This is a genomic window from Planococcus kocurii (assembly GCF_001465835.2).
GTDB lineage: Bacteria > Bacillota > Bacilli > Bacillales_A > Planococcaceae > Planococcus > Planococcus kocurii.
Genome location: NZ_CP013661.2, coordinates 1,586,030 through 1,607,223 on the forward strand (window position 1 = coordinate 1,586,030; position 21,194 = coordinate 1,607,223).

The following is a 21,194-nucleotide window of genomic DNA, read 5'->3' on the forward strand; positions in this document are numbered from 1 at the left end:
CCTTCAGTCAATTGCTTCAATTTAGTTTATTTGATGCTTCTTTCATGTCTAAAGCATTTATGACTCTGTATTATCGACCACTTCTGAATCTTTTTGATCTGTCGGTCGTTTTGCAGAATCGTCAATTACCGTTTCGGCTTCTACCGTTACTTGTCCTGGTGACACCGCAGAAGCTCCCGCAGGAATGTCCAGTTCTACCTCTAAGGTACTATCTTTAGCCGTGACCAGTGCAGCGTCTGCTTCAACGACGTATTCGGTAATTTCATCTACGACACTTTTGGGGCCGAAAATTTGGATTTCTTCCGTCGTTGTCGTCCAATTTTTAATGGTAATGCCGGTACCGGCTTTGCCAGTCGGTTCAATTCTTACCGGCACGGTTTTGCTGTATTCAACAACTTCAACCGCGACTTCCACTTCTGCCGGTTCGATTTCTGCACTTTCCAGCTTCGTCAAATCTTCTGCCAGCACCCGAACGCGGGCGGCGGTGTTGAAGGATTCCTTGACGCCTTGCTCACCAGAAACCGTAGCTTTGACAAAGCTGATAGCGTCTATCATGCTTTTAGGACCCGTTACAATGACCGTTTCTGGATCGACTGATACGTTATCCAAAATATAACCATCCGCTAACATCCGCTCATTGATTTCTGGATCTACACGGAATTCTTGCGACACCCGCTCTTCAATGACGACATTAACAAACGCCGGATCGACTCGAACCGTTAATTGTTCAGAAAGATTTTCAGTTTGAATCGGGACTTGGTGCTCGCCCATCGGCAAATTACGCAAATCCACGAATAAGGTGAAGTCTTCTAATTGGCGTGCCGTTTGTACGACACTCACAGGGCCGCTCAAATGCAAATCAGCGGTTTTTGGGACACCGCTAACCATCAAACTATTGTCATGGTAGACCTCAAGCTCTACTTCTTCAATCACTTCCGACACACGGCTAGTATCTGTTGTCACCGCGGAATTATCGTCTGCCTGTACCGAGAAAAATAAAAGGAAGGCTAATAACAGCGCCGTAATCCGTAAAAACCAGCGATTGTCCATCATCTTATCCATTCTTTTTCCCCCTCCACTTCCACCAAGGAAGAGTGACTTCTTGCTGTTCTGCGCCAAACCAGATTCGGCGAAGCTTTACTTCAAAGTCTTCAAGTGATAAATTACGGTGCAAATCGCCATTTGCTGTTAAGCTGATGGCGCCTGTTTCTTCTGACACGACAATGGTAATCGCATCCGTCACTTCACTAATGCCAAGAGCAGCACGGTGACGCGTTCCGAGTTCTTTTGAAATGAACGGACTTTCAGACAGCGGCAAATAACAAGCCGCAGCGGCAATTCGGTTTTTTTGAACAATTACCGCTCCGTCGTGCAGTGGTGTGTTTGGAATGAATAAATTGATCATTAATTCAGATGTTAAATCTGAGTTCATTGGAATGCCGGTCTCAATGTATTCACTCAATCCTGTTTCGCGTTCAATCGATACCAATGCCCCAATGCGTCGTTTCGCCATATAGCTAACGGACTTGGACATCGCTTCAATCAATCGGTTGCGTTCGGACTCTTCGTTTAATGTACTGCTAGAGAACAATTTGCCACGCCCGAGCTGTTCAAGTGCGCGACGCAATTCCGGTTGGAAAATGATAATAATGGCTAAAAAGCCCCATTCTAATACTTGTTGCATAATCCAGCCTAACGTTTCCAAGTTAAGTGCTTGTGTCACGAGGCGCGCGATAATAATAACAAAGATCCCTTTTAACAATTGAACCGCTTTTGTTCCTTTGATAACGGTGATCAATTTATAAACAACAAACCACACCAATAAAATGTCGATGATGTTTGCTAGAAGTCTAAATGATGTTTGGTCGGTTAAATTTTCAAAAAAAGGCATCTGCAACCCTCGCTTTTCTACATCTGCATATGCATTTATTATAGCATAAGTGAATTGGGCTTGCCTTCATAGAAAAAACCCATCCTTTAGGAGAGGAAGGGTTTAATCTTCATTTTTGTCAAAAATAGTAGCTGCGTCTTTAAAGCCGTTTTTAATGGTATACCATAGCCATTCAAACGCTTGGTCGATTTCCTCAATTTCACCGGTAATGACTCCACTCGATGCCATGTACTCGCCATTCACAATGGTCACGTTTCCTTCAAGTTCGCCTTCTACACGTAGATCTCCATTACGTATGGTCATATCACCCACAACTGTTTGTCCTTCTGGAACAACGACAGTCTGTCCTTCTATAACAAGATTCGGTTGATTGGTAAAAGAAAATTGTTGTTCGTTGTTAAAGTTCGTAAACAACGCTGTGCTCATCAATACGCAAAACAAAGCCGCTGCTGCGAGCATTGGGTGTTTTCTTAACCAACGCTGAACCCCAGCCCGCTGCTTTTCTTTCGGCAAGCGCTCCATTGTTGTTTGGACAAAATTGGGTGGCGCTTGTATATGGGAAATACTTTGGATAAATGCAACGGTTTTACTTAATGCCTGGTATTGTTCTCGGCAATCCTCACAGCTCTCCAAGTATTCTTTTAATTGTTGTTCCTCGCTCGGGCTTGTATCGCCGTCGAGGTGATCGTTCATTAATTGGATAATGTTTTCCGGACACGCATTCATCGTGATCGCCTCCTACAAATTGCTCAATTGCTTGCGAAGAGCTTCTCGGCCTCTGTGTATACGCGTCTTCACCGTTCCCAACGGCAAATCTAAAATTTCACTGATTTCCGCTAGCGGCAATTCTTCAATATACTTTAATACAATAGCGGCACGATACTTGTCTGGCAAGCGACTAATTTCATACTGCACCCGCTCCTGAACTTCCATCCGCATTAACTCTTCTTCTGGAAGCTCATCGTCATTGGCAATTTTTGAATACATATTCAAGCCTTCCGCTCCGCGCACTTCCGCATCTAAGTGGTAATCCGGTTTTTTCTTCCGAATCCGGTCGATGCACAAATTGGTAGCGATGCGGTACAACCAGGTGGAAAATTTGCGGTTCTGGTCAAACGTGCGGATATTTGCATAAGCACGCATAAAAGCTTCCTGAGCAATATCTTCTGCTTCTTGCTTGTTGCCAAGCATGCGGTAACAGATATGATACAGCTGGTGCTGGTAAAGCTCCACGATTTCGGCGAATGCGTTCTGATCGCCTTTTATTACTTTCGCTATTCGTTTATTGACTAACGCATCCATGATCTCATTTCCCTCCGCCTATGCGGCTGTACTTTGTATACGTATCTCGATTGAAAAAGTTTCATTTATTTTTCTTATTCTATCGTAGCAGACAGTACCCAAATAAATCCAACTATTTTTTACAAGTTTTTTCATTTAAGGAAGTTTACTAACTGATGAAACAAAAAACAGGCTTTCGCCTATTCAGAATGCAGAAAAATTCGAATTAAAATAAATAACGATTCACAACCCAATCAGTCTAGCCACTTTGCTTTTTGCGGGCTCAACTTCAGCTTCCGTTGTTCCGGCGAAGGGCAAAGAGATGCTCCTGTATCGTGCACTAGCTTCATCCGCGGAAAGTGTCGCATGAAGCGCAGAATCCTGTATACACAAGATGAAGCGACCGGAGCGATGTATTCAATAAAAAAACTGTAGACAATTCGAATAAATCGAGTTTGTCTACAGTCTGAACAGGCTTTCGCTTGTTTTTGCTTATAATAATTTTTCGCCGAATAATGAACCAATCAACGCAACCGCAACATCCGCTGTTTTGTTTTTCTCGTCAAGAATCGGATTCACTTCTACAAATTCTGCAGAAGTAATAATGTCTGCATCATATAACATTTCCATTGCTAAATGACTTTCACGGTAGCTAATGCCGCCTGGAACTGGAGTACCAACACCTGGTGTGTACATTGGGTCGATGCCATCAAGATCGAGTGACAAATGAACTGCATCTGTTTTGCGCTCTTCTTTTAAATACTGAATCGACTCTTCGATGACGGCATGCATGCCCATTTTATCAATTTCGTGCATGCTGTAAACGCGGATGCCGTGTTCTTTGATCAGTTCGCGCTCACCTGGGTCAACTGAACGAGCCCCGATAATGACAATGTTTTCAGGTTTTACTTTTGGTGAATAGCCGCGAATATTCGTCAATTTCTCGTGGCCGTGTCCAAAGCTTGCTGCAAGTGGCATGCCGTGGATATTGCCTGATGGTGACGTGTCGCTTGTGTTCATGTCAGCGTGTGCATCGTACCAGATAACGCCTAAGTTTTCATGACGCTCAGAAATCCCAGCGAGTGTACCGATTGCAATACTGTGATCGCCGCCTAATACGAGCGGGAAGTTCCCAGCTTGTGCTACTTCAAATACTTTATCGCCAAGCGTTTCTGTCGCTTCTGTGATTGCTTTTAAGTTACGTAAGTTTGTGGATGTATCGACGCTTCCGTCTGCTTGACCAATTTGGATGTCCCCTTCATCCGTAACCGTATGGCCCAACTCTTCAATGCGGTCTACTACGCCCGCATAGCGGATCGCGCTTGGTCCCATATCGACACCGCGACGATTTTGTCCGTGGTCCATTGGAACTCCGATAATAGAAATAGTTAATTTATTCATTATTCTATACCCCCTTAGCAAGATAGACTTATTGTAACCGCTAAGGTCTCTTTGGCTCAACTAGACAAAATCACGCATATTTATTCGCTTTTTTCGTCAGCTCTTTTTTTATTGTTGGCCAGTCTTTGTCAATTAGTGAATACACCACTGCATCTCTCGGCTTGCCGGTTGAGCGAATGCGTTCATTGCGAAGCACGCCTTCTTTCACTGCGCCAATGCGTTCAATCGCCTTCTGTGAACGGATATTATCGGCATCTGTTTTGAATTGGACCCGAATCATGCCACGTTCTTCAAAGCAATAACTAAGTAAAGCAAGCTTAACTGCTGTGTTGACATGCGTTCGCTGCGCGGATTGCGCATAGAATGTCGCACCGATTTCACAGCTTTTATTCGCTTCGTCAATTGCATATATGCGCGTTGTGCCGATGATTTCTGCTGTTTGTGGATTTTCCACCACAAAAATAAGGACATTGGACTGATTAAGCCCAGCTTCTAGCCACGCTACCAAGTCTTCAAAAACCGCTACTTGGCTGAGCATGTGTTCGAAAATTTCCGGTGTGTATAGCGTCCATAAGGCTTCAAAATCATCTCTTTTCAATAAGCGTAACCGAATGCCACCTGACTCAATAATCATTGCCCTCTCCCCTTTTCACGTAAAGTATACCGATTGAATACGTCGCATAAAATCCTCTTCGAGTATCCCCATATGTTTTGTTAAAAAGTAAGTGGACACGACGGGCAATGGAAACAACTCAAAATGCGCTTCCATTAAACGTCCTTCCACCAATTCCCGGCGAACCATTGATTTTGGTAAAAAGGATGCCCCGAGACCCTCTTGTATAAAGCGCTTGGCGATATGAGCTTGCGTCACTTTCATCGTTCGAATTCCCGGCACGTGCAAACGCAACTTTCCTAATAGCTCTTCCCAAAAAACAGGGTGATGATGTGTAAACAGTACGGAATTCCGCAAAGTATCTTCCACTGAAACTTGCGGCCCAGTCTCGTCATCATAAGCATCTCTCGGCAAAACGAACAGGATTGGATCGTTGTAAACAACAACTTGCGCAATGCTTCGACCCGTAGGCGGTAAAGCAGAAATTCCAGCCGATACTTGCTCCGATTCGACTAAAGCTTCGATTTTTTCCGATTCTTCCACACGAATTACCAACTCTACTTCCGTATGCTCACGAATAAATGATTTCAGCACATAAGGCAAAATTGTTTCCGCCATCAACGGGGAAATAGCAAGCGTCCATATCTTCCGGTACCCTTGAGCAAAGGAATGCAATTCTTCAACACTGTCATCTAATTGTTCTAATACTTTTTCGGCTTTGTCTCTAAAATACCTGCCTTCTTCTGTTAACGACACCCGGTTGTGGCTGCGCTTGAATAACAGAAGACCCAAATTTTCTTCTAGTAACCGAATGTGAACAGTCACGCTGGGTTGCGACATCATCAGCCGTTCTGAACTTATTCTAAAATTTAAGGTTTCTGCAGCGTCCACAAAGGTTCTCAACCACTGGACTTCCATAACATCCCTCGTCTCGATTACTTTTCTTAATTGCCTCAATTATATATCTTTAATTTTTATTATCAAATAGAGAGCGTAAACTAAAAGAAAAGGAGGAGTTTATGATGTTTCAGCCTGGATTAAAAGGTGTTGTCGCTGTTCAAACAGCGATTGCTTCTGTGGATGGAGATATAGGGGAATTACGCTACCGTGGACAATTGGTAGAGACCGTCATACGCGGCAGGTCATTTGAAGAAACTGCCTATTTTTTATGGTATGGGCAATGGCCTGACGATGTTCAAGTGGAAAACCTCCAACACCAATTGCTGAGTTATCGAAAATTGCCGGCACATATTGTTGAAATGGCTCAGTTGCTGCCAAAAGAAACTTCGCTAATGGATGCTTCACGGACATTGGTATCGGCTTACACACATAGTGAATTTCAAACCTTGCCTTCTGCAGAACAAGCAGTTGCGCTAACTGCCGCACTACCGGTAATGACTGCGCTCTTTTATCGCCTTCAAAACGGGCAGCAAGCCCTTAGCCCAAGAGACGATCTTGGTCATACAGCCAATTACTTATGGATGATCACCGGACAGCCACCCACAAATGGGCAAACGCAAGCGCTCGAAACTTATTTAAAATTAACAATGGAACATGGCATGAACGCTTCGACATTCGCAGCACGCGTTACCATTTCCACTGAATCCGACCTCGTATCTGCAGTTGTCTCAGCTCTTGGTACCATGAAAGGACCGCTTCACGGAGGGGCTCCATCAGGGGTCATTGATTTACTGGATACCATTCAAACAAAAGATCGAATCAACGCCGTTATTGCAGACAAGCTAGACCGAGGTGAAAAAATCATGGGTTTTGGTCACCGTGTTTACCGAACAGAAGATCCGCGGTCAATCGTCCTCCGAAAAAAATGCTTGGAACTCCAAGGAGAAGATTCGTGGCTTGATTTAGCAATTGCTGCTGAAAGTCATATCATTAAAGGGTTGAATGCCCGTAAACCAGGACGGGCACTCTATACCAACGTCGAATTTTATGCGGCGGCAATTATGCGATCCATTGCGATGCCGACACAATTATTTACGCCAACGTTTAGCGTCGCGCGAATTATCGGCTGGACGGCACACGCACTCGAGCAGCAAGACCATAACGTGATTTTCCGTCCTCAATCCGAATACATCGGAACCTAAAAAAAACCCGTATCCAAGTTAATGGATACGGGGTTTTTACACATGGATAGTACAAATACACATGGAACAATGGAGCCTAGGGGGCTCGAACCCCTGACCTCGTCACTGCCAGCGACGCGCTCTCCCAGCTGAGCTAAGGCCCCGCGCTGAACAGGCGCAAGGATGTTACAAGAATGAGCCATGAAGGATTCGAACCTTCGACCCTCTGATTAAAAGTCAGATGCTCTACCAGCTGAGCTAATGGCTCATAGTAAAAATGGCTGGGGTACCTGGATTCGAACCAGGGCATGACGGGATCAAAACCCGTTGCCTTACCGCTTGGCTATACCCCATTCATAACTATAAGAAAACTGGTGGTGGGGGGCAGATTCGAACTGCCGAACCCGAAGGAGCGGATTTACAGTCCGCCGCGTTTAGCCACTTCGCTACCCCACCGTATGAATTTGCGAAAAAAATGGTGGAGGATGACGGGATCGAACCGCCGACCCTCTGCTTGTAAGGCAGATGCTCTCCCAGCTGAGCTAATCCTCCAAAATGGTGACCCCTACGGGATTCGAACCCGTGTTACCGCCGTGAAAGGGCGGTGTCTTAACCGCTTGACCAAGGGGCCTTGGTAAAATTGTCTAGTTAACTTCCTATTCAGAAACTCTCAAAAGAATAAAAGCTTCCAACCGGATTCGAACCGGTGACCTCTTCCTTACCATGGAAGCACTCTACCTGCTGAGCTATGGAAGCAAGGTAAAAGAATCATTAGGAATAAAAAATAAACATAGAATAGCCCAGCGACGTCCTACTCTCACAGGGGGAAACCCCCAACTACCATCGGCGCAAAAGAGCTTAACTGCCGTGTTCGGGATGGGAACGGGTGTGGCCTCTTTGCCATCATCACTGGACTATTTGGTTGAGTGTTTGTTCACTCAAAACTGGATAAACGACAGGTGAAACAAGCAAGTTTTTCGCATACAATGTGTTGGTTAAGTCCTCGATCGATTAGTATTCGTCAGCTGCACGTATCGCTACGCTTCCACCTCGAACCTATCTACCTCATCGTCTTTGAGGGATCTTACTTGCTTGCGCAATGGGAAATCTCATCTTGAGGGGGGCTTCGTGCTTAGATGCTTTCAGCACTTATCCCGGCCACACATAGCTACCCAGCGATGCCCTTGGCAGAACAACTGGTACACCAGCGGTGTGTCCATCCCGGTCCTCTCGTACTAAGGACAGCTCCTCTCAAATTTCCTGCGCCCGCGACGGATAGGGACCGAACTGTCTCACGACGTTCTGAACCCAGCTCGCGTACCGCTTTAATGGGCGAACAGCCCAACCCTTGGGACCGACTACAGCCCCAGGATGCGATGAGCCGACATCGAGGTGCCAAACCTCCCCGTCGATGTGGACTCTTGGGGGAGATAAGCCTGTTATCCCCGGGGTAGCTTTTATCCGTTGAGCGATGGCCCTTCCATGCGGAACCACCGGATCACTAAGCCCGTCTTTCGACCCTGCTCGACCTGTACGTCTCGCAGTCAAGCTCCCTTCTGCCTTTACACTCTACGAATGATTTCCAACCATTCTGAGGGAACCTTTGGGCGCCTCCGTTACTCTTTAGGAGGCGACCGCCCCAGTCAAACTGCCCGCCTGACACTGTCTCCCAAGCCGATCAGGCTTGTGGGTTAGAATTTCAATACAACCAGGGTAGTATCCCACTGACGCCTCCTCCGAAGCTAGCGCTCCGGAATCTCAGGCTCCTACCTATCCTGTACAAGTTGCACCAAAATTCAATATCAGGCTACAGTAAAGCTCCACGGGGTCTTTCCGTCCTGTCGCGGGTAACCTGCATCTTCACAGGTACTATAATTTCACCGAGTCTCTCGTTGAGACAGTGCCCAGATCGTTACGCCTTTCGTGCGGGTCGGAACTTACCCGACAAGGAATTTCGCTACCTTAGGACCGTTATAGTTACGGCCGCCGTTTACTGGGGCTTCAATTCGCACCTTCGCTTGCGCTAAGCACTCCTCTTAACCTTCCAGCACCGGGCAGGCGTCAGCCCCTATACGTCACCTTACGGTTTTGCAGAGACCTGTGTTTTTGCTAAACAGTCGCCTGGGCCTATTCACTGCGGCTCTCTCGGGCTATTCACCCTACCAGAGCACCCCTTCTCCCGAAGTTACGGGGTCATTTTGCCGAGTTCCTTAACGAGAGTTCACTCGCTCACCTTAGAATTCTCTTCTCGCCTACCTGTGTCGGTTTGCGGTACGGGCACCTCCCGCCTCGCTAGAGGCTTTTCTTGGCAGTGTGAAATCAGGGACTCAAGGGTAAACCCTCTTGCCGTCACAGCTCAACGTATTAGAAATGGGATTTGCCTCATTTCACGCCTCACTGCTTGGACGTGCACAACCAACGGCACGCTCTCCTTATCCTTCTGCGTCCCCCCATTGCTCAAACGGCGGGGAGGTGGTACAGGAATATCAACCTGTTGTCCATCGTCTACGCCTATCGGCCTCGACTTAGGTCCCGACTAACCCTGAGCGGACGAGCCTTCCTCAGGAAACCTTAGGCATTCGGTGGACGGGATTCTCACCCGTCTTTCGTTACTCATACCGGCATTCTCACTTCTAAGCGCTCCACCAGTCCTTCCGGTCTGACTTCAACGCCCTTAGAACGCTCTCCTACCACGGATCTCTAACGAGATCCATCCACAGCTTCGGTAATCCGTTTAGCCCCGGTACATTTTCGGCGCAGTGTCACTCGACCAGTGAGCTATTACGCACTCTTTAAATGATGGCTGCTTCTAAGCCAACATCCTGGTTGTCTAAGCAACGCCACATCCTTTTCCACTTAACGGATATTTGGGGACCTTAGCTGGTGGTCTGGGCTGTTTCCCTCTTGACTACGGATCTTATCACTCGCAGTCTGACTCCCAAGCATAAATCACTGGCATTCGGAGTTTGTCTGAATTCGGTAACCCGGGATGGGCCCCTAGTCCAAACAGTGCTCTACCTCCAGGATTCTCAATCTTGAGGCTAGCCCTAAAGCTATTTCGGAGAGAACCAGCTATCTCCAGGTTCGATTGGAATTTCTCCGCTACCCACACCTCATCCCCGCACTTTTCAACGTGCGTGGGTTCGGGCCTCCAGTAAGTGTTACCTTACCTTCACCCTGGACATGGGTAGATCACCTGGTTTCGGGTCTACAACTGCATACTCTGTCGCCCTATTCAGACTCGCTTTCGCTGCGGCTCCGCCTTCTCAGCTTAACCTTGCATGCAATCGTAACTCGCCGGTTCATTCTACAAAAGGCACGCCATCACCCATTAACGGGCTTTGACTACTTGTAGGCACACGGTTTCAGGATCTATTTCACTCCCCTTCCGGGGTGCTTTTCACCTTTCCCTCACGGTACTGGTTCACTATCGGTCACTAGGAAGTATTTAGCCTTGGGAGATGGTCCTCCCAGATTCCGACGGAATTTCACGTGTTCCGCCGTACTCAGGATCCACTCTGGAGGGATAGGGTTTTCGGCTACGGGGCTGTTACCCGCTGCGGCGGACCGTTCCAGGTCGCTTCGCCTAATCCTATCTTTTGTAACTCCGTATAGAGTGTCCTACAACCCCAAGAGGCAAGCCTCTTGGTTTGGGCTGATCCCGTTTCGCTCGCCGCTACTCAGGGAATCGCATTTGCTTTCTCTTCCTCCAGGTACTTAGATGTTTCAGTTCCCTGGGTCTGCCTTCTCATGTGCTATAGATTCACACATGGATACTACCCGATTAAAGGCAGTGGGTTCCCCCATTCGGAAATCTCCGGATCACAGCTCACTTACAGCTCCCCGAAGCATATCGGTGTTAGTGCCGTCCTTCTTCGGCTCCTAGTGCCAAGGCATCCACCGTGCGCCCTTTCTAACTTAACCACTGGTTAATTAAAAAGTTGTGACGAAATCGTCACGCGTACTTGAATTACTTGCATTTGTTTCAATGTCGTTTTATCCAGTTTTCAAAGAACAAGAGTGAAAGTCACAAAAAAAGGCGTTGCCGCCTGAAGGTGAACCTTCAAAACTGAACGCAAAACGTCAACCCCGAGCCAAGCTCGGTTCCGAATTTATCCTTAGAAAGGAGGTGATCCAGCCGCACCTTCCGATACGGCTACCTTGTTACGACTTCACCCCAATCATCTGTCCCACCTTCGGCGGCTGGCTCCACAAGGGTTACCTCACCGACTTCGGGTGTTACAAACTCTCGTGGTGTGACGGGCGGTGTGTACAAGGCCCGGGAACGTATTCACCGTGGCATGCTGATCCACGATTACTAGCGATTCCGGCTTCATGCAGGCGAGTTGCAGCCTGCAATCCGAACTGAGAACGGTTTTCTGGGATTGGCTTGCCCTCGCGGGGTTGCAGCCCTTTGTACCGTCCATTGTAGCACGTGTGTAGCCCAGGTCATAAGGGGCATGATGATTTGACGTCATCCCCACCTTCCTCCGGTTTGTCACCGGCAGTCACCTTAGAGTGCCCAACTGAATGCTGGCAACTAAGATCAAGGGTTGCGCTCGTTGCGGGACTTAACCCAACATCTCACGACACGAGCTGACGACAACCATGCACCACCTGTCACCACTGTCCCCGAAGGGAAAAGCGTATCTCTACACCGGTCAGTGGGATGTCAAGACCTGGTAAGGTTCTTCGCGTTGCTTCGAATTAAACCACATGCTCCACCGCTTGTGCGGGCCCCCGTCAATTCCTTTGAGTTTCAGCCTTGCGGCCGTACTCCCCAGGCGGAGTGCTTAATGCGTTAGCTGCAGCACTAAGGGGCGGAAACCCCCTAACACTTAGCACTCATCGTTTACGGCGTGGACTACCAGGGTATCTAATCCTGTTTGCTCCCCACGCTTTCGCGCCTCAGCGTCAGTTACAGACCAGAAAGTCGCCTTCGCCACTGGTGTTCCTCCACATCTCTACGCATTTCACCGCTACACATGGAATTCCACTTTCCTCTTCTGCACTCAAGTTCCCCAGTTTCCAATGACCCTCCACGGTTGAGCCGTGGGCTTTCACATCGGACTTAAGGAACCGCCTGCGCGCGCTTTACGCCCAATAATTCCGGACAACGCTTGCCACCTACGTATTACCGCGGCTGCTGGCACGTAGTTAGCCGTGGCTTTCTGGTGAGGTACCGTCAAGGTACCAGTAGTTACTTGGTACTTGTTCTTCCCTCACAACAGAGTTTTACGATCCGAAAACCTTCGTCACTCACGCGGCGTTGCTCCGTCAGACTTTCGTCCATTGCGGAAGATTCCCTACTGCTGCCTCCCGTAGGAGTCTGGGCCGTGTCTCAGTCCCAGTGTGGCCGATCACCCTCTCAGGTCGGCTACGCATCGTCGCCTTGGTAGGCCATTACCCCACCAACTAGCTAATGCGCCGCGGGCCCATCCTGCAGTGACAGCCGAAACCGTCTTTCCGTACAGCCTCAGGAGAGGCCGCAAACTATTCGGTATTAGCACCGGTTTCCCGGAGTTATCCCGATCTGCAGGGCAGGTTGCCCACGTGTTACTCACCCGTCCGCCGCTAAACAATGGGAGCAAGCTCCCAAAGTTCCGCTCGACTTGCATGTATTAGGCACGCCGCCAGCGTTCGTCCTGAGCCAGGATCAAACTCTCCATTATAGAGTAGTGTTGATTGCTCAATACTGCTGGCGTATCGCCGTCCGAAGACGCACGATTCGCTTTGATCTGCGTGATGCTGATCAGTAAGTTGTAGTCACGAACACCGAGAAGGAAAACAACTTTGCTCTGATTGCCATAAGGCAAACTTCGCAAAAGCCGTTCTCGCACCGAAGTGCTCGTGACGTCTTTCGTTGACGTTTTGCTGTTCAGTTTTCAAGGTTCAAGTTGTTGTGTTTAGTTGCCGCCGTTTTGTTTGTGTTGTTCGTTGTTGCTTGGCGACTTTTATTATATTAAAGCATGATTACATTTCTGTCAACACTTTCGTAAAAGTTTTTCTTAAAACCCTGTTTTCCCTTCTGTATTCTCTCTTTAAAAAGTTGAAAAAGCATCCCGCTCCCTTACAGCCATCTACATTCGCTCATCGTGCAATTGATTTTATTAAAACAAAAAATCATTTAGCCACTTTGTTGAAACAAGCGGTTAAATGATTTTTCTTACGAAACAATGCTTACGCTTTTGCTTTTCTTGCAGCACGTCGTTCTTCTAATTTCTGGCGATCAATATCTGATTGTGCGTTGTATTTCGGCAACACCAATAACTGATACGCATTTACTGCTAAGAATGGGAACAGCAATAAAGTAACCCAGCTGTCGATATTCCCTTCTTCTACCATCAACGCCGGCAGCCATTCAACCGTCGTAATAACAATCATGAAGAACAATGCAGAAATAAATGTTTCTTTATTGGTCCATTTTGCTTTCACATATGCCGTAACCACTCCGGTAACGATCAAGATTGTTAATAAGATTCCATATAACCAAACCTGTTCAGTCGTTTCTGCGTTTGGCGCAAAGCGGAATAAAATCAAATCTGTAACGACTACGACGATAATCAAAAGTTGAATCCAATTCCACAAACGCAATGTACGGAATATGTTCATCCCAATCTGATGCACCGTCAAGTAAGCAAAGAAACACAATTGGCTAATAATGCTCATCGTTAAGCCAATAATAACGAGCCAGACAAATCCTGCCAAGAATTCGCCCCAGTGTCCTGCATGAAACGGTTGTGAAAATATATCATCCCAGCGAACGAATAAACCGAGTACGCCAGTTACCGCTCCACCAATTAATAAAGCTTTCAAGAAAAACTTAACCCAATTTCGTATTGTCAATTGAATGCCTCCGTTATTTAAAGTTCTTTTACGATTGTACCAACCGGCTATTAAAAAATCCATTCACTGTACACGATAGATTGTGAACAAAGCTTGAAAGTCGAATCTTTGTTACTGAATCGCCATATCCTCCTGAGGATTGCACAAAATAAAAGCCCGGAAACCGATTATGGCTTCCGGACTGCTCACTATCTTATTTTTTGTCAGCAAATTGTTTAAGTACTTGCTGCGCAATGTCTTCGTAGATTTTCCCTGTCGGATGATCCGCCAAGTAAACAGACGGTGCAAAGTCAGCTTCGTTCCAGTCAGGCTGACCCAGTGGAATTTGTCCAAGTAGCGGCGCTTGCAACTCTTCTGCAAGTTTCGGTCCGCCACCTTGTCCGAAAAGAAATTCTTTCTTACCCGTTTCTTGGCTTTCAAACCATGACATGTTTTCAATAACACCCAACACCTCGTGATTGGTTTGAAGCGCCATCGCTCCAGCACGTGCCGCAACAAACGCTGCAGTCGGGTGTGGTGTGGTGATAACGATTTCTTTAGATGCCGGTAGCATTTGGTGAATGTCGAGTGCAACGTCCCCTGTACCTGGTGGCAAGTCCAATAGAAGGTAATCCAAATCTCCCCATTCTACATCGCGGAAAAATTGATCAAGTACTTTGCCGAGCATCGGGCCACGCCAAACGACTGGCATATTGTCTTCTACGAAAAAGCCCATCGAAATTACTTTTACGCCGAAGCGCTCTACTGGAATGATTGTTTGACCACGAACGACTGGCGATTTATCAATGCCCATCATGTCTGGCACACTAAAACCGTAGATATCTGCATCGATTAAGCCCACTTTTTTGCCTAAACGCGCCAATGCAATTGCTAAGTTAACAGATACCGTCGATTTACCAACCCCACCTTTACCGCTGGCAATTGAAATAAATTCAACTTTGTTCAATGGAGATAACAAATCCTGCGCTTCTGATTCATCAGCTGTGCCACGGAATTTTGCTAAAGCTTCTGTTGAGAGCTCTTCAAAACGAATTCCGACAGAACCCGCTCCCGCTCCTTTTAATACATCGACAACTTTCATCTGTAACTGCATTTGTTCAGGTGTATTTGTTTTAGCAATTGCCAATTTGACACTGACGTGTTTTTTCTCTTCCTTAATCGTTACAGACGTAATGCCATCTGTTTCAGTTAACGATCTATGTAAAAACGGATCTTCTAACGCTCCGAGTAATTCGCGTACTTGTACTTCAGTTAACATATCGATACACTCCCTATCAATTTTGCTCACCATAAAGTATAGCACAGCAAATCTTATTTTTAATCTATTCGGTCTTATAAGAAAAATGAAAAAAGCCACTGCGCTCCGGTGGCTATGAGAGCTCGGGCGAAGTGGTGTTTCTTCAACAGAATAACTGGCGTGGCCAAGAGCCAAACTTACGAATCAATTTCCAGCATATCGTTTTCATCGAACGTAAAGTCCGGACCCCATGCTACTTCCCAGTAATAGCCGTCGGGATCGGTGAAGTAACCTGAATAACCTCCCCAGAAAACTTCTTTTGGTTCTTTGATAATCCTTCCTCCAGCCGCTTCCGCAAGAGCCATCACTCTATCCACTTCTTCTTTAGACTTTGCGTTATAGGCCAGCGTAATGCCTGAAAATCCGCTGCCACTTGGCGGGTTCTTTTCATCGATATCTTTCGCTAAGTCCTCCAATGGATACAACTCCAGTTTCGTACCAGCCGAATTGAAAAACACGATTTCAGGATTGTTCCCTTTTTCCGTCGTTTTAAAGCCGAGGCCATCTCTGTAAAACTTTACGGATGTTCCCATGTCTTTCACACCCAGGCAAATTAAATTGATCCGGTTCATTTCGGCATCCCCCCCATTTCCTTCTATTTTACCTGTTCGAACCTCCATTTGAACATAAAAAAAGCACTTTCCGAATTTCTTCGGAAAGTGCTTTGTAAACGAAAATCGAAATTAACGTTTTGAGAACTGAGGTGCACGACGTGCTGATTTAAGACCTGGTTTCTTACGTTCTTTCATACGTGGGTCACGTGTTAACAACCCAGCAGATTTCAACGCAGGACGGAATGCAGGGTCTACAGTTAGTAGAGCGCGTGCGATACCGTGACGGATTGCTCCGGCTTGGCCTGTGAATCCACCGCCGTTTACGTTTACTAGGATGTCGTAGCTTCCTAGAGTATCCGTAGCAACTAGTGGCTGTTTGATAATTTGTTGTAGTGTTTCGTAAGGAACGTAGTCCGCTACGTCACGTTTGTTGATTGTAATTGTGCCGTCACCCGGTACTAAACGTACGCGAGCTGTTGAGTTTTTACGACGACCTGTCCCAATATATTGAACTTGTGCCAAAGGTGTATCCTCCTCTAATTTACTAATTATTAACCGCGTAGTTGATAGATTTCTGGTTGTTGTGCTTGGTGGTTGTGTTCAGGGCCAGCATAGACATGCAGCTTTCTAAACGTTTGACGACCTAAAGAGTTTTTTGGAAGCATCCCTTTAATAGCCAATTCAAGCATTCTCGTTGGGTATTTTGTGCGCATTTCAAGTGCAGTACGTTGTTTAAGTCCACCCGTGTATTGTGTGTGACGGTAATAGATCTTGTCTGCAAGTTTGTTACCTGTAAGGTGAATTTTTTCAGCGTTGATAATGATCACGTGATCACCAGTGTCAACGTTTGGTGTAAATGTTGGTTTATATTTTCCACGTAAGATTGAAGCGACTTCAGAAGCTAAACGTCCAAGAGTTTGCCCTTCTGCATCGACAACTAACCATTTACGCTCTACTTCGTGACCCTTAGCCATGAATGTTGTACGCATGTATATTGTCCTCCTAATATATCGTCTCTTTTAAGTTCTTTTACAGTGTTCCGCTGTTCCGTTTTTTCGTTATCCCTTAACACAAATAACCTTCCGGGGCATATCGTGGGGGTAATGAAAATACCATACATCATGTTATAACGAAAGTGCTAAAAAGTCAAGGGGTTTTCTAAAAACACCAGGAAAAGTTGCTTCAGCTCTCGTACATCACGCTTTCCAAGTAAAGCCCATGTGCTGCCGCTGTTTTTCCAGCGGCGTCCCGGTCCGTTGCAGCCACAATTCGACTAAGTTCGTCAGCTGCTCTTTTGCCGGTACCGACTTCCGTTAAGGTCCCTGCAATAATGCGAACCATATTGTATAAAAAGCCAGATCCTTCAATAATCATATGCAATTCGTCACCATGTTCTTCAAACTCCAGGCGTCGAACTGTTCGCACTTTATCGACTACTGCGGTATTCGCCGCACAAAAACTGGAGAAATCGTAAGTGCCAATCAATGCCTGTGCCGCTATGGTCATTGCTTCTACATCGAGTGGTTGCTTGATGTGAACCATCAAATTGCGCGTGAACGGACTGATGATTTGACTGCGATTCCATTTATAACGATAAGTTTTACCTGTCGTATGATACCGCGCATGAAAAGACGCATCGACTTCTTCAATCGCGTTCACGCGGATGTCTTGTGGCAATAGCACATTCAAAGCCTTTAACCAACCCGTCATCGGGATGGAAAACGCTGTATCAAAATGAATGACTTGTCCGGTAGCATGGACTTTGGCATCTGTCCGTCCGCTTGCCACGACTTGCACAACTTTTCCTTTATGAATGGTTTTTAACACGTTCATTAATTCGAGCTGGACCGTGCGCTTGTCTGGCTGCACTTGATAACCTGCAAATCCAGAACCATCATACGCAATGGTCGCTTTTAATCGTTTCATAATTTCTCTCCTTATACCCGGAAATACCAAAGCATTCCCGCGAGCCCCGCTAGCACAAGCAGGCTCAAGCTATCGATAGAACGCCAATTGAGTTGGCGATAGCGCGTTCTCCCTTCGCCACCGCGGTAGCCACGAACTTCCATCGCTGTAGCCAAGTCCTCTGCCCGTTTAAAGGCACTGACGAACAGCGGAATCAGCAAGGGCACAACCGCCTTAATGCGCTCTTTAATCGGCCCTGAGCCAATGTCAGAACCTCTGGCCATTTGCGCCTTGAGAATCTTCCCAGTCTCGTCCATAAGCGTCGGGATAAACCGCAACGAAATCGACATCATCAACGCCAGTTCATGGACCGGCAACTTGATTCGTTTAAATGGACCAAGCAGTACTTCAATCCCGTCTGTAATAGAAATCGGTGAAGTCGTCAAGGTTAAAATACTAGTAATAAACACCAGTACTAAAAAGCGAATCGAAATGAATATCCCCTGCCGCAAACCTTCTTCATAAATTTCAATAAAACCAAAATCCACTAATATATCACCTTCACGCGTAAAGAAAATATGCAATAAAAAAGTGAATATCAACAATATAAAGACTGGTTTCAATCCATTTATCAAGAAATACAAACGAATTTTGGATAAGAATACTACCAGCAAAGTAAATCCTAGCAAAATCCCATAAGTCACTGCGCTATTCGCAATAAACACGATGGCAATAAACACAAAAACAAATGAAATTTTCGCCCGTGGATCCATTCGGTGAATAACAGAATCACCAGGAATAAATCGACCAAAAATCATTTTCTCCATCATTCGGAATCACGCCCTTCCAATAATGCGGATGCAATGTTTTGAGCCAACGCTTCTTCTGTCAATGAAACAACACCCAGTTGAATTCCTGTTTTGGCTTCAAATTTTCGTTGCAACCGAATGGTCCGCGGTGGTTCCAAACGGTAATCTCTCAGTTGCTCTTCATTTGAAAAGATTGCTGTTGGCTCTCCTGTGACCACACAGCGACCATTGTGCATAATCGCCACATTATCTGCGTAACGCGCCGCATCTTCCATGCTGTGCGTCACCAGCACCGTTGTTAGTCCTTTTTCAATATGCAAACGGTAAAACAAGTCCATAATCTCACGGCGACCACGTGGGTCAAGGCCTGCTGTCGGTTCATCTAACACCAATACATCTGGTTCCATCGCCAACACGCCAGCGATAGCCACGCGACGCATTTGCCCACCGGACAAGTCAAACGGCGATTTTGTCAAAACTTCTGCAGGCAACCCAAGCTGTTCGACTAATTCATGCGCCCGGCGGCTCGCTTCTTCTTCTGGCACACCATAATTTAAAGGTCCGAACATAATATCCTTTAAGACCGTCTCATCAAACAGTTGTTGCTCAGGAAACTGAAAGACAATCCCTACTTGTCGCCGAACATCACGCAAATTCTTTGCTTTTACACCAGCTTCGATTTTACGGTCACCAATCGTAACGGACCCTTCAGTTGGTTTTAAGAGCGCATTGAGATGTTGAAGAACAGTTGATTTGCCAGACCCAGTATGGCCAATAATAGCCGTATAGGAACCAGAAGGAATATGCAGCGATACATCCGTCAGTGCTCTCTTTTCAAAGGGCGTATCTTTCGCGTAACTATATCCTACTTCCTGGAGTAAAATGTCCATAACTCATCCACCAATTCTTCTTCTGTCATATGTTCTCCTTGTAACGCCAGACCCGCTTCTCGCAACAAATGCGTCATGCGCATCGAAAACGGCAAATCTAAACCCAAAGTTGTTAATTCATTACCCGAAAGGAACACAGATTCTGGTATTCCTTCTAACTGCTTATGGCCTGCGTTCATTACAAGAATACGATCAGCAAGTGCTGCTTCTTCCAGGTCGTGCGTAATGGATATTACCGTCAAACCTGTTGCTTCCCGAAGTTCACGAATGGTTTCAATCACTTCCATACGCCCTTGCGGATCGAGCATCGAAGTTGCTTCATCCAAAATCAATAAACGTGGACGGAGCGCCAGTGCACCCGCAATCGCCACACGCTGTTTTTGGCCACCCGACAAATGATGAGGTTCATGATCAAGATAATCGTCCATCTTCACTTGGTGCAAAGCCTCTTTGACACGAACCACCATTTCTTTATGTGGCACACCGTTGTTCTCCAATGCAAAAGCAACATCATCTTGAACCGTTGCTCCGACAAACTGATTATCTGGGTTTTGAAAAACCATGCCCATTTGGGAACGGATGTCCCACAAACTCTCCTCAGCCATCAATTTGCCCATGGCTGATACTTGACCGGTTTGCGGAAATAATAAGCCGTTCATCAATTTAGCAATTGTCGATTTTCCAGAGCCATTGTGACCCACTAAGGCAATCCACTCCCCATCTTGAATGGAGAATGACAAATCTGCTACAGCGGGTTTTACCGACTCGTCTTCTTGCGTATATGTAAATGTCACATTTTCGAATGACAAGATAGTCGAATTCATCTCAGCTAACCTCCTCTAACACTTGCTTAACTCTTCTCTACTCTACTGGTTTTTATGCGCGTTTGTAAAACCTAAAATAAATAAAAAAAGCGCGCACCTCATTCAGAGAAATGCGCTTTTCTGTCTCTATGGCTTCCCCGGTTGCTTAAGCCAGGGTTGAATGAGGTGCGTAGAGCTAGACGAGACGCCGCCTTTCGGCTCGCTCATCATAACACTCAGCTTTTCATATTGTCGTATAAATCATAATGCTAAAAGAAGAGGGCTATTGACCCCCTTCAAGTAAATCAATTATGCCTCGGCATAATTGCGTCCGGATTTTGAATTGCGCTAGCGCAATTAATTCCTTTCAAAATCCGTGACATCCGCCGGAGGCTTTAATTTGAATCTATTGATTCAAATTAAACCAATTCGATAATAACGATAGGTGCGCCATCTCCGCGACGAGGCCCCATTTTCATAATACGAGTGTAACCGCCTTGACGGTCAGCGTAACGTGGTGCAACGTCATCAAACAATTTCTGCAATGCATAAGTTGTCGTTTCGTTGCCTTCAGCGTCTGCAGTTGTAACCAACTCACGGCGCATCCATGCTGCTGCTTTACGGCGAGCGTGAAGATCTCCACGTTTACCAAGCGTAATCATTTTTTCTACAGTCGAACGCACTTCTTTCGCACGAGCTTCAGTCGTTTGAATGCGTTCATGTACGATTAAGTCTGTTGTAAGGTCACGTAATAGTGCTTTACGTTGAGAACTTGTACGTTGAAGCTTTCTCATTGAAGTTTCCCTCCTTTGTTGAATAGTTC

At 46.3% G+C, this 21,194-nt stretch carries 18 protein-coding genes, 7 tRNA genes and 3 rRNA genes; 1 reads left to right on the plus strand and 27 read right to left on the minus strand.

Features of this window, described 5'->3' with window-relative positions; all coding sequences use genetic code 11:
- Window positions 1–57: 57 nt before the first annotated feature.
- From AUO94_RS07820 to AUO94_RS07850, 7 genes are all read right to left on the minus strand, one after another.
- On the minus strand, window positions 58–1,062 hold the full coding sequence (locus tag AUO94_RS07820; RefSeq protein WP_058386696.1) for a CdaR family protein: 1,005 nt from the start codon (window positions 1,060–1,062) through the stop codon (window positions 58–60).
- On the minus strand, window positions 1,055–1,891 hold the full coding sequence (gene cdaA, locus AUO94_RS07825; RefSeq protein WP_058386697.1) for a diadenylate cyclase CdaA: 837 nt from the start codon (window positions 1,889–1,891) through the stop codon (window positions 1,055–1,057). Before cdaA ends, AUO94_RS07820 begins: the two co-directional genes overlap by 8 nt.
- 102 nt (window positions 1,892–1,993) lie before the next feature.
- Complete coding sequence (locus AUO94_RS07830; protein ID WP_058386698.1) at window positions 1,994–2,617, minus strand: zf-HC2 domain-containing protein; 624 nt, start codon at window positions 2,615–2,617, stop codon at window positions 1,994–1,996.
- A gap of 12 nt (window positions 2,618–2,629) precedes the next feature.
- The gene (gene sigW, locus AUO94_RS07835) at window positions 2,630–3,193 is read right to left on the minus strand and encodes an RNA polymerase sigma factor SigW (RefSeq protein WP_058386699.1); all 564 of its coding nucleotides are present in this window, start codon (window positions 3,191–3,193) and stop codon (window positions 2,630–2,632) included.
- Window positions 3,194–3,664: 471 nt separating this feature from the next.
- The gene (gene rocF / locus AUO94_RS07840) at window positions 3,665–4,573 is read right to left on the minus strand and encodes an arginase (RefSeq protein ID WP_058386700.1); all 909 of its coding nucleotides are present in this window, start codon (window positions 4,571–4,573) and stop codon (window positions 3,665–3,667) included.
- A 70-nt stretch (window positions 4,574–4,643) separates the two neighbouring features.
- Window positions 4,644–5,207, minus strand: a complete 564-nt coding sequence (locus AUO94_RS07845) for a GNAT family N-acetyltransferase (protein ID WP_058386701.1) — start codon at window positions 5,205–5,207, stop codon at window positions 4,644–4,646.
- A gap of 15 nt (window positions 5,208–5,222) precedes the next feature.
- Window positions 5,223–6,104 (minus strand): LysR family transcriptional regulator, encoded by an 882-nt coding sequence (locus AUO94_RS07850; RefSeq protein WP_058386702.1) that lies wholly within the window; start codon window positions 6,102–6,104, stop codon window positions 5,223–5,225.
- Between the two features lie 104 nt (window positions 6,105–6,208).
- Between AUO94_RS07850 and AUO94_RS07855 the strand changes: the two genes are divergently transcribed.
- Window positions 6,209–7,288: a citrate synthase/methylcitrate synthase gene (locus AUO94_RS07855; protein ID WP_058386703.1), complete on the plus strand. Its 1,080-nt coding sequence runs from the start codon at window positions 6,209–6,211 to the stop codon at window positions 7,286–7,288.
- A gap of 70 nt (window positions 7,289–7,358) precedes the next feature.
- Here the strand turns inward: AUO94_RS07855 and AUO94_RS07860 are convergent.
- The 20 genes from AUO94_RS07860 to rplQ form a co-directional block, all read right to left on the minus strand.
- Window positions 7,359–7,431: transfer RNA gene (locus AUO94_RS07860), tRNA-Ala, on the minus strand.
- Between the two features lie 31 nt (window positions 7,432–7,462).
- Window positions 7,463–7,535 (minus strand) — tRNA-Lys (locus AUO94_RS07865).
- A 10-nt stretch (window positions 7,536–7,545) separates the two neighbouring features.
- A tRNA-Gln gene (locus AUO94_RS07870) sits at window positions 7,546–7,620 on the minus strand.
- Window positions 7,621–7,639: 19 nt separating this feature from the next.
- A tRNA-Tyr gene (locus tag AUO94_RS07875) sits at window positions 7,640–7,723 on the minus strand.
- 20 nt (window positions 7,724–7,743) lie between these two features.
- Window positions 7,744–7,819 (minus strand) — tRNA-Val (locus AUO94_RS07880).
- Window positions 7,820–7,823: 4 nt separating this feature from the next.
- A tRNA-Glu gene (locus tag AUO94_RS07885) sits at window positions 7,824–7,898 on the minus strand.
- A 52-nt stretch (window positions 7,899–7,950) separates the two neighbouring features.
- Window positions 7,951–8,023, minus strand: a tRNA-Thr gene (locus AUO94_RS07890).
- A gap of 42 nt (window positions 8,024–8,065) precedes the next feature.
- Window positions 8,066–8,181, minus strand: a 5S ribosomal RNA gene (gene rrf, locus AUO94_RS07895).
- Window positions 8,182–8,258: 77 nt separating this feature from the next.
- Window positions 8,259–11,191 (minus strand): 23S ribosomal RNA (locus tag AUO94_RS07900).
- 198 nt (window positions 11,192–11,389) lie between these two features.
- Window positions 11,390–12,939, minus strand: a 16S ribosomal RNA gene (locus AUO94_RS07905).
- Together the 16S, 23S and 5S rRNA genes with 7 tRNA genes alongside form the textbook arrangement of a ribosomal RNA operon.
- Window positions 12,940–13,447: 508 nt before the next feature.
- Window positions 13,448–14,113 (minus strand): KinB-signaling pathway activation protein, encoded by a 666-nt coding sequence (locus AUO94_RS07910; protein WP_058386704.1) that lies wholly within the window; start codon window positions 14,111–14,113, stop codon window positions 13,448–13,450.
- 193 nt (window positions 14,114–14,306) lie between these two features.
- Window positions 14,307–15,371, minus strand: coding sequence for an Mrp/NBP35 family ATP-binding protein (locus AUO94_RS07915; RefSeq protein WP_058386705.1), 1,065 nt, complete (start codon window positions 15,369–15,371; stop codon window positions 14,307–14,309).
- 176 nt (window positions 15,372–15,547) lie between these two features.
- Window positions 15,548–15,982, minus strand: a complete 435-nt coding sequence (locus AUO94_RS07920; RefSeq protein ID WP_058386706.1) for a VOC family protein — start codon at window positions 15,980–15,982, stop codon at window positions 15,548–15,550.
- 111 nt (window positions 15,983–16,093) lie between these two features.
- Window positions 16,094–16,486, minus strand: a complete 393-nt coding sequence (gene rpsI, locus AUO94_RS07925) for a 30S ribosomal protein S9 (RefSeq protein WP_058386707.1) — start codon at window positions 16,484–16,486, stop codon at window positions 16,094–16,096.
- Window positions 16,487–16,515: 29 nt separating this feature from the next.
- The gene (rplM, locus tag AUO94_RS07930) at window positions 16,516–16,953 is read right to left on the minus strand and encodes a 50S ribosomal protein L13 (RefSeq protein ID WP_058386708.1); all 438 of its coding nucleotides are present in this window, start codon (window positions 16,951–16,953) and stop codon (window positions 16,516–16,518) included.
- A gap of 193 nt (window positions 16,954–17,146) precedes the next feature.
- Window positions 17,147–17,890, minus strand: a complete 744-nt coding sequence (gene truA / locus AUO94_RS07935; protein ID WP_058386709.1) for a tRNA pseudouridine(38-40) synthase TruA — start codon at window positions 17,888–17,890, stop codon at window positions 17,147–17,149.
- A gap of 11 nt (window positions 17,891–17,901) precedes the next feature.
- Entirely contained in the window at window positions 17,902–18,699 is a 798-nt protein-coding gene (locus AUO94_RS07940) for an energy-coupling factor transporter transmembrane component T family protein (protein WP_058386710.1), read from the minus strand.
- Window positions 18,696–19,568 carry an energy-coupling factor ABC transporter ATP-binding protein gene (locus AUO94_RS07945; RefSeq protein ID WP_058386711.1) on the minus strand — a complete coding sequence of 291 codons (873 nt, stop codon included), beginning with the start codon at window positions 19,566–19,568 and terminating at the stop codon, window positions 18,696–18,698. Before AUO94_RS07945 ends, AUO94_RS07940 begins: the two co-directional genes overlap by 4 nt.
- Window positions 19,544–20,392: an energy-coupling factor ABC transporter ATP-binding protein gene (locus AUO94_RS07950; protein WP_058386712.1), complete on the minus strand. Its 849-nt coding sequence runs from the start codon at window positions 20,390–20,392 to the stop codon at window positions 19,544–19,546. The genes AUO94_RS07945 and AUO94_RS07950 overlap by 25 nt, the downstream gene beginning before the upstream one ends.
- 398 nt (window positions 20,393–20,790) lie before the next feature.
- Window positions 20,791–21,165 carry a 50S ribosomal protein L17 gene (gene rplQ, locus AUO94_RS07955; protein ID WP_008432531.1) on the minus strand — a complete coding sequence of 125 codons (375 nt, stop codon included), beginning with the start codon at window positions 21,163–21,165 and terminating at the stop codon, window positions 20,791–20,793.
- Between the last annotated feature and the right edge of the window lie 29 nt (window positions 21,166–21,194).